General features: G+C 73.3%; 6 protein-coding genes and 2 pseudogenes. 4 read left to right on the forward strand and 4 right to left on the reverse strand.

The window, feature by feature from the left end; translation table 11 throughout:
• Positions 1-171: 171 nt before the first annotated feature.
• Positions 172-551: pseudogene (locus ACFQO7_RS04805) on the reverse strand (LysE/ArgO family amino acid transporter); the annotation flags it as partial.
• A 22-nt stretch (positions 552-573) separates the two neighbouring features.
• On the opposite strand from ACFQO7_RS04805, the pseudogene ACFQO7_RS04810 reads away from it, so the two are divergent.
• Together ACFQO7_RS04810 and ACFQO7_RS04815 are read left to right on the forward strand one after the other, a co-directional pair.
• Positions 574-681: pseudogene (locus ACFQO7_RS04810) on the forward strand (ArgP/LysG family DNA-binding transcriptional regulator); the annotation flags it as partial.
• Between the two features lie 26 nt (positions 682-707).
• The gene (locus ACFQO7_RS04815; protein WP_376805326.1) at positions 708-1,253 is read left to right on the forward strand and encodes an SIMPL domain-containing protein; all 546 of its coding nucleotides are present in this window, start codon (positions 708-710) and stop codon (positions 1,251-1,253) included.
• A 16-nt stretch (positions 1,254-1,269) separates the two neighbouring features.
• Here the strand turns inward: ACFQO7_RS04815 and ACFQO7_RS04820 are convergent, their stop codons facing one another.
• Positions 1,270-1,560 carry a hypothetical protein gene (locus tag ACFQO7_RS04820; protein ID WP_376805236.1) on the reverse strand — a complete coding sequence of 97 codons (291 nt, stop codon included), beginning with the start codon at positions 1,558-1,560 and terminating at the stop codon, positions 1,270-1,272.
• Positions 1,561-1,727: 167 nt separating this feature from the next.
• Between ACFQO7_RS04820 and ACFQO7_RS04825 the strand changes: the two genes are divergently transcribed.
• A complete protein-coding gene (locus ACFQO7_RS04825; RefSeq protein ID WP_376805237.1) occupies positions 1,728-2,294 on the forward strand; it encodes a dihydrofolate reductase family protein in 567 nt (188 codons plus the stop codon).
• 35 nt (positions 2,295-2,329) lie between these two features.
• Here the strand turns inward: ACFQO7_RS04825 and ACFQO7_RS04830 are convergent, their stop codons facing one another.
• Positions 2,330-3,403, reverse strand: a complete 1,074-nt coding sequence (locus ACFQO7_RS04830; protein ID WP_376805238.1) for a glycoside hydrolase family 19 protein — start codon at positions 3,401-3,403, stop codon at positions 2,330-2,332.
• A 207-nt stretch (positions 3,404-3,610) separates the two neighbouring features.
• Between ACFQO7_RS04830 and ACFQO7_RS04835 the strand changes: the two genes are divergently transcribed.
• Positions 3,611-4,213, forward strand: a complete 603-nt coding sequence (locus ACFQO7_RS04835) for a GNAT family N-acetyltransferase (RefSeq protein ID WP_376805239.1) — start codon at positions 3,611-3,613, stop codon at positions 4,211-4,213.
• 63 nt (positions 4,214-4,276) lie between these two features.
• Here the strand turns inward: ACFQO7_RS04835 and ACFQO7_RS04840 are convergent.
• On the reverse strand, positions 4,277-6,600 hold a 2,324-nt coding region (locus tag ACFQO7_RS04840; RefSeq protein ID WP_376805240.1), incomplete at its 5' end, for an ATP-binding protein.

Raw genomic sequence — 6,600 nt, forward strand, 5'->3', positions numbered from 1 at the left:
TCTCCTCATGGGCCGCCCCCGCCACGCGGTGCGCGAACCTTGTGGCCGGCCCCGTCGCGCCGGCTCGGCGCACGACTGTCCCGGCGATCTTCCTGGCTCTCGCTTACCCATTTTGCCCTGGATGATGCACACTCGCGGCCGCACGACGACATCGCCGTCCAGGCCCGCGGTTCATCCGGCGAGCAGGCCGACCGCGATGAGCGTCATGGTCACCGCGATCACCCCGTCGAGCACCCGCCAGGTCGCCGGCCTGGCCAGTGCCGGGGGCCAGGCGGCGCGCGCCCGCGCCGAGCGCGGCGAACCAGACGACGCTGGCCGCCACCGCCCCCTGCGGCGAACAGCCACCGGCTCGGGTCGCGCACGGCGAGGCCGCCGAGCAGCAGCATCGTGTCCAGGTACACGTGCGGGTTGAGGAACGTGAACGCCAGGCAGGTGAGCAGCGTGGCCCGCAGGGGCGTGGCCGCTCCGTCACGCGGGTCGAGGCGGCCGGGCCGCAGCGCGCGCCGGGCAGCCAGCAGGGCGCTGCCGGAGCCGGTCGCCGACACGGACCACTACCGCCAACTGGTGCCCGGCCGCAGGCCCGACGTCCCGCTGTACTGGCAGCACTGGCGGCTGGAGTCGGACGCCCTCGCCGCGCTCACCTCGGCGGTCCAGGCGGCCGCCGCCACCGCCCTGCGTTGAGGGACGGCCGTGATCGCCGGGCGGCCTTGCGGGTCTCCCGGGTGGAGCCGGAGCCGCAGGCCGCGTTCGAAGCCGTCGACGGGAAGGTCCGCGCGGTCCGGGAGGTGCTGCGTGGACACGGCGTGCCGGATTCCGCCGTGGACGGCTCACGCCTCGACCTGAAGAGTGCGTGGGAGTGGGGCGACGGCGAGCAGCGCTTCCTGGGCTACCGGTGCAGCGCCTCGTTCTCGGTCTCGACCACGAACCTCGACTCGGTGCAGGTGCTGCTCGTCGACCTGGTGCGCGCCGGCGCGTCCGAGATCGACTCGGTGGAGTTCGACGTCAGCGCGAAGAAGCAGCTGCGCGACGAGGCCAGGGCGGGGGCGGTCGAGGCGGCACGGGCGAAGGCGGCAGCGTACGCGGCCGCCGCGGGTGTCCAGGTCGGCCTGCTCCTGCACCTGGAGGACGTGGACCTGAACGCGCCTGAGCTGGAGCGCGGCGGCAGCGTGGGTTTCGACGCTGCCGAAGGGTCGCTCGCGCCCGGCCACGTGGTCGTGTCGGCTGCAGTGATCATGGGCTTCGCCATAGCGTGATCACGCCCGCGAGCGGTCAGCGGTCCCCGGCTGATGCGTCGTCGAAGCGGGCGGCGAGGGTGAGGAACTCGTCGCCCCAGCCGCTGGACAGGGCCACCTCCTGAATGGGGCCGGTCGGGGCGAACAGCACCGACAGCGCGAACGGCACCCGGCCCTCGGCGTGCACGTGGGCGATCAGGTCGTCGATCTCGGCCAGCGCGGCATCGGCGTCCACGAAGGACGACCACGAGAAGTCGTTGTCCGGCCGGGCCAGCCATGCCCGCACCTCACCCAGCACGATCACCAGCGCTGCGACGTCGACACCCATCCGCCGAGTGTGCCCGTCCCGTCAAGGTCGTTCGACTTGCCCGGCACATGTGGGTATGGCGGGTCAAGATACGCCCAGGTGCCGGGCAAATCCGTCGATCATGGTGCGGCGTCAGTCCGGGGGTGGCGTCGGACCGCGGCTTTAAGATGGTCGGCGAGGAGGCCGTCATGGGCAAGATCATGATGATGATGTCGGTGTCCGTCGACGGCTTCTTCGCGGATCCGGACGGCGGGCTCGACTGGCACCTGGTCGACGAGGAGCTGCATCAGCACTTCAACGCGCTGCTCGCCCCGATGGGCGCGTTCTTCGACGGCCGTGTCACCTACCAGCTGATGGCCGACTACTGGCCGACCGCCGACCAGGACCCGGCCGCCGCCGGGCCCGAGGTGGAGTTCGCCCGGATCTGGCGCGACATGCCGAAGTACGTCTTCTCCCGCACCCTCGACCAGGCCGGCTGGAACACCACCGTGCTGCGCGAGGTCGTGCCGGACGAGATCCGCGAGATCGCCGCGCGGGTCGGCGGGGACATCGCGCTCGGCGGGGCCGTGCTCGGGGCGACGTTCCTCGAACACGACCTGGTCGACGAGCTGCGGCTCTACGTGCACCCGGTCGTCCTGGGTCGCGGCCGTCCGCTGTTCCAGCCGTCGGACCGGCGGCACGACCTGCGCCTGCAACGGACCCGCACCTTCGGCAACGGCGTCGTCCTGCTGCACTACGTGCGCCGCGACGGCTGATGGGCGGCGCCCCGACGAGGCGCCGCCCGCTGCGGTCAGCAGTACAGGTTGGCACCGGCGGTGGTGCCGAGGATCTGGACGAACTGCTGGTACTTGGTGACCCGGCTCTGGACCTGGGCCGGGTTGCCGCCGTTGCACTCGATGGACCCGTTGATGCTGCGGATCGTCTGGCCGAAGCCCGCGCCGTTGACCATGGCGTTGTGCGCGGTCATCGTGCCGGGGCCGTTCTGGGTCATCCAGTACCACAGGCCGGTGCGCCAGGCGACCGACGCGTCCTGCTGCACCAGCCACGGGTTGGTCAGCAGCGGCAGGCCGAGCGCGTCACCGGCGGCCTTGTAGTTGAAGTTCCAACTCAGCTGGATCGGGCCGCGGCCGTAGTAGGCGGCCTGCCCGGCCGGGCAGCCGTAGGGCTGGCCGGCGTCGCAGTAGTGCGGGTAGTTGGCCGTGTTCTGCTCGACGATGTGGACCAGCCCGCCGGTCTCGTGGCTGACGTTGGCGAGGAACGCGGCGGCCTCCTGGCGGCGGACGGTGTCGCTGCCGGTGGTGGCGAAGGACGGGAAGGCGCTCAGCGCGGCGATCAGGCCCTGGTAGGTGTAGAAGGAGTTGCGGCCCGGGAACATCTGGTTGAAGGCCGCCTCGGAGACGACGAAACCGCCCGGGTTGGTCGGCGGCGTCGACGGAGGCGTTCCGCTGCAGGTGTACGGGTCCCAGTACCAGGTGCTGATCGTCGGGTCGTAGCCCGGGTTGTCGTGCTCGGCGATGTAGTACAGCCCGTTGGTGTAGCGCACGATGCTGCCGGTGGTGTACCAGGTGCCCGCGGCCCAGTTGGGGTGGTTGCACGTGCCGCCGGGCGGGGGTGTGGTGCCGCCGGTGCAGGTGCCCTGGTCGGACCAGACCTCGGCGACGCCGGGCGTCTCGTTCTGGGTCCACCAGCGGGCCAGCCAGTTGCGGCCGTTGTGGGAGGCGGTCATGCCTCCGGTGTAGACGGCCGACGACTGCCACGCGCTGACGCAGTTGGCGGCCGAAGCGGACGCCGACGGCAGGATGACGGCGAGCGCGGCGACGACCGCCAGCACTCCGGCCAGCGCCAGCGAACGTTGTCGTGACATGGGGACTCCTCTCCGCGGCGCGGTGCCGGCGGCTCGTGAGGGACCTGGGGGCGAGCACTCGCGACGAAGAGTATCAATAAATAAAGCTTCCTAACAGTCGTGCGCCGTGCCGTTCTGCCCGGGTCGATACGGGTCCGGCCGGGCAGGGAGCGGAACTCGGTGGCAAATGGGGTGCGCGTGCACGCGTCCGTGCGGGAGGGTCGCGGTGTGCTGCCTGATCTCGCCGCTCTCGCCCTCGATCCCACCCCGCTGGCGCGCCGGTTGACCCTGGCGGGCACCTCGTTCGCCTTCCGGGCCTTGCGCGCCGAGGACATGGCGGCGCTGACATCGTTCCTCGCCGGACTGTCCGACACCAGCCGGCGGTTCTGGCACGGCCACGACGACCATGCCGGCGAGGCCGCCGGATGGATCGAGGCCATCGGCCGGTACGACAAGCTGCGGCTCGTCGTCCATCGAAGCGGCCGGACCGACCGGCTCGACGCCGTGGTCGACCTCAGCTTCTCGCTGCCGCCCGACTTTGAGCTCGCCCGGTACGCGCGCCACGGCACCGTGCTGGATCCGGCGAGGACCGTCCGGTTCGGGCCGTGCGTCGCCGACGCCTGGCACGGAAGCGGCCTCGCCGCGGCGCTGCTGCCGCCGACCTGGGCGGCGGTGCGTCTGCTCGACCGCGACCGCGTCGTGCTGCTCGGCGGCGTGCACACGGACAACCACCGCGCCCTCGGGCTTTACCGCCGCTACGGCTTCGTCGAAGCGGGCACGTTCACCACCTCCGCCGGACCGGCCGTCGACATGCTCCTCGACCTGCCCTGACGCGACCCCCCCGGGGACCTGCCCGCGTCGGCTGAGGCGGGCGGTCGTCGCCGCGGTGGCGGCTCAGGCGGGTCGTGGCGTGCTCAGGGCGCGGACCTGCTCGGCCGCGGTGGCGCCCAGGTCGTCGCGGATCGCCGCGGCCTGCTCGAAGGCCCGCTCGGCCGCGTCCACGTCGCCCGCGGTCCGGTGCGCCTGGCCCAGATGGATGAGGATCACCGCCTCCAGCCCCCGGTTGCCCACCGTCCGGTAGATCGCCAGGGCGCGCTGGAAGCCGTCGATCGCCTCGGCGACCAGTCCGCTGTGGTGCAGCGCATGGCCGAGCGAGTCCCAGGCGTCGGCCTCGCTGTTCACGTCGCCCAGCGACCGGCAGACCGCGATCGCCTCCCGGCACGGCTCGATCGCCAGCCGGTGCTCGCCCAGCTGCGTGTACGCCCAGCCGATGTTGTTCAGGGCGCGCGCCTGCCCAAGCTCGTACCCGGCCCGGCGGTACAGGTCGAGTGCCAGCCGGCTGTGTTCGAGCGCCGCCTCGTGCTCGCGCTGCCGGTCGTGCAGCGCGCCGATGTTCAGGTGGATCGCGCCCTGCCCGACCACGTCGCCCAGCTCCTGGTAGATCCGCAGGGCGTCGTGGTAGTGCGCCATCGCCTCGTCCGCACGGCCGGCGGCGTTCAGGCCGCGCCCGACGCCGCGGTGGGTGCGTGCCTGCACGACCCGGTCACCCAGCCGGTACGCCGCGGCCAGGGCGAGATCCTGCGCCTCGCGCCAGTCGTAGTGGTGGCCCTGCCAGTTCAGGTAGGACACCAGGCTCCACGACAGCTGCCAGGTGTGGGTGTCGAAACCCTCGGCATGGGCCAGCCGCACCGCGGCCAGCACCGCGTGGTGCTCGGCGTGCAGCCAGGCGACCGCCGTGTCGCGCTCGGTGAACGTGCGCGCGGTGACGCCGTCGGCGGGCCGGTCCAGCGCGACCGCCTCCCGCGCGGGATCGACCAGGACCGCCGCGGCGACGGCGCTGTGCAGGTAGAAGTCGAGCAGCCGCCGCAGTGCCGGCGTGCGCTCGGGCCCGTCGTGGCGCTCGGCCAGCTCGACGGCGAACGCGCGGAGCAGATCGTGCAGGGCGTACCGGCCGGGATGCGGCACGGCGACGAGGCTGGCCCGGTCGAGCTCGCGCAGCAGCGGACGGACCTGTTCCACCGGGGCTCCGACGAGGGCGGCGGCCGCGTCGTCGCCGATGTCGGGACCGGGGTGCAGGCCGAGCCGCCGCAGCAGCCGTGCCGCCGGTTCGCTGAGGGCGCGGTAGGACCACGACAGCACCGAGCGGATGTCGGATGCGGCGTCCTCACCGGTGAACGGGGCCAGGCCGTCGCCGCTGGCGCGCAGCTGCGCCGCGACCGTGCCGAGCGGCGTACGCGGGTCCTCGGCGGCGCGCGCCGCGGCGATGGACAGCGCCAGCGGCAGGTGCGCGCACCGCTCGACGATGTCGTCGGCCGCCGCGGGGTCGTCGGCTATCCGGGCCGGTCCGATGCGGTTGGCCAGCAGCTGCCGGGCCTCGTCGGCGTCGAGCAGGCCGAGGGCGAGGGTCGCCGCGCCGTCGGTGACCGCGAGCCCGGACAGCCGGTTGCGGCTGGTGATCAGGGCCAGCGAACCGGCGGAGGCGGGCAGCAGCGGGCGGACCTGTTCGGCGTCGGCGGCGTTGTCGAGCACCACCAGCATGCGCCGCCCCGCCATCAGGCTGCGGTACAGGCCGACCTGCGCGTCGTGGCTGTCGGGAAGTTCCCGGGCGGGCATCGACAGGCCCTGCAGCAGTTCGCGTACGGCAACCTCGGCGGGCAGTGCCGGCTGCCGCGGGTCGAAGCCGCGCAGGTTGAGGAACAGCTGGCCGTCGGGGAAGCGCCCGGTGACCCCGTGCGCCCAGTGCACGGCCAGCGCGGTCTTGCCGACCCCGGCGGTGCCGGACACGACCACGCTGCGCGGCCCGGACGCGTCGAGCAGGTGGTCGAGGTGTGCCAGGTCGAGCGCGCGTCCGGCGAACCCCGGCACCGGTGCGGGAAGCTGCGCCGGCACGACGTGCCCCGCCGGCGTGGCCGCGACGGCGACCGCGGACGGCGGCGACGGGTCCAGCGCCGGGTCGCGCCGCAGGATGGCGGCCTCCAGGTCGGTGACCTCACGACCCGGGTCGAGCCCGTGCTCGTCGCGCAGCAGCCGGCGCAGATCGCGGGCCGCGCCGAGCGCGTCGGCCTGCCGCCCGGCCCGGTACAGGGCGAGCATGAGGCGGCTGACCAGCCGCTCCCGGATGGGGTGGGCGGCGGTCCAGGTGAGCAGCTCGGGGACGAGGTCGGTGTGCCGGCCCAGGGCCAGCTCGACATCGGCGAGCAGCTCGTACGCCAGCGCCT

The sequence above is a fragment of the Catellatospora aurea genome, from assembly GCF_042663325.1.
Lineage (GTDB): Bacteria > Actinomycetota > Actinomycetes > Mycobacteriales > Micromonosporaceae > Catellatospora > Catellatospora aurea.

Bases quoted from the DNA above. Each gene is read 5' to 3' on its own strand.
- ACFQO7_RS04820 (WP_376805236.1), bottom strand. From the start codon at position 1,560: ATGGGTGTCGACGTCGCAGCGCTGGTGATCGTGCTGGGTGAGGTGCGG.
- ACFQO7_RS04825 (WP_376805237.1), top strand. From the start codon at position 1,728: ATGGGCAAGATCATGATGATGATGTCGGTGTCCGTCGACGGCTTCTTC.
- ACFQO7_RS04830 (WP_376805238.1), bottom strand. From the start codon at position 3,403: ATGTCACGACAACGTTCGCTGGCGCTGGCCGGAGTGCTGGCGGTCGTC.